Below are 1,203 nucleotides of genomic sequence, written 5' to 3' on the forward strand. Positions count from 1 at the left end.
CCTCGATTTAAAATTGAAGTGCAACACCTGCTCTACTAGACCAGTTCTTTATTCAGACTAGTCAAAAAGGCCATGAAGACCTATTCTTAATTCACCACAAACAAGAAAGAGGTATCTTCATGACCCGAATTAAGAATATCATATCTAATCAGTATCACCAACTCAATTTAGCTGAACGTGGTCGAATTGAATCCCTAAGGGACTTAGATTGGTCTATCCGCCGGATTGCCCAGGCCCTTCATCGTAATCCCAGCACGATTTCACGTGAATTAAAACGTGGGACAACGACACAGATTAACGCTAGTACTCATATCTTTGAACAGTCATATCTGGCAGAAACTGGTGAAGCAATTTATCGTAAGCACCGACTAAATAGCTGTTATCGTGGACTCTTTGATCATTGTCAAACCTTCTGTAATGCTTTGGTGACAGCTTTAAAAGCGCGTCCCAGGATGCATAGTGTGGATACTTTTGTCCACCAATTCAAGACTGATCACCCAAGGCTTGTCTGCCCCTCAACACCGACGGTGTACCGGTATATTGATGACCAGCGTTTAGCTATCCGCAATTCAGACCTACCAGCTAAACTACGTCGCCGGATTAAATGCCCCGGGGCAAAGCATCATCGAATCAATAAGAAAAATCTGGGCCATTCAATCGAAGAGCGTCCCGCCATGGTTCAAGCGCGTCAAGAGCTTGGACACTGGGAAGGTGACTTGGTCAAAGGCAAACGGGTTGAATCTGAGCCAGCATTAATGACTTTGACTGAACGTGTTAGTCGCTTAGAGATCATCGTTAAACTTCCCAATTATCATGCCGACACTTGCTTGAAAGCCCTCCAGAATACCTTATATGACTATGGAACCGAGCACTTTAAAACCATTACTTTTGATAATGGTGCTGAGTTCTCAAGCTTGAGTCAAGTCAAGGGAACTGACATCTACTTTGCCCATCCTTATTCACCATGGGAACGTGGAACCAATGAGAACACTAACGGCCTTTTGCGCGAGTTCTTCCCGAAGGGCAGATCCTTGGCTTCGGCCTCACTCATTGACATTCAGCTGGCTCAAGATACCTTAAACAACCGGCTACGGCGGTCATTGAACTATCGCTGCCCAGCCGATCTAATGCCTGAACTAGCTTAGCAACTAGACCACTTCTAAGAATAGATTCTTAGTGTTGCACTTGATTTGACAATTGAGG

Annotated in this window: 1 protein-coding gene; it reads left to right on the top strand. The window is 44.7% G+C overall.

All coding sequences use genetic code 11. The annotated features are described in order from the left end of the window. The first annotated feature begins 119 nt into the window (after positions 1–119). Entirely contained in the window at positions 120–1,145 is a 1,026-nt protein-coding gene (locus tag FD47_RS14550; protein WP_010619295.1) for an IS30 family transposase, read from the top strand. Positions 1,146–1,203 lie beyond the last annotated feature (58 nt).

The sequence above is a fragment of the Lentilactobacillus parafarraginis DSM 18390 = JCM 14109 genome (assembly GCF_001435895.1).
Taxonomy (GTDB): domain Bacteria; phylum Bacillota; class Bacilli; order Lactobacillales; family Lactobacillaceae; genus Lentilactobacillus; species Lentilactobacillus parafarraginis.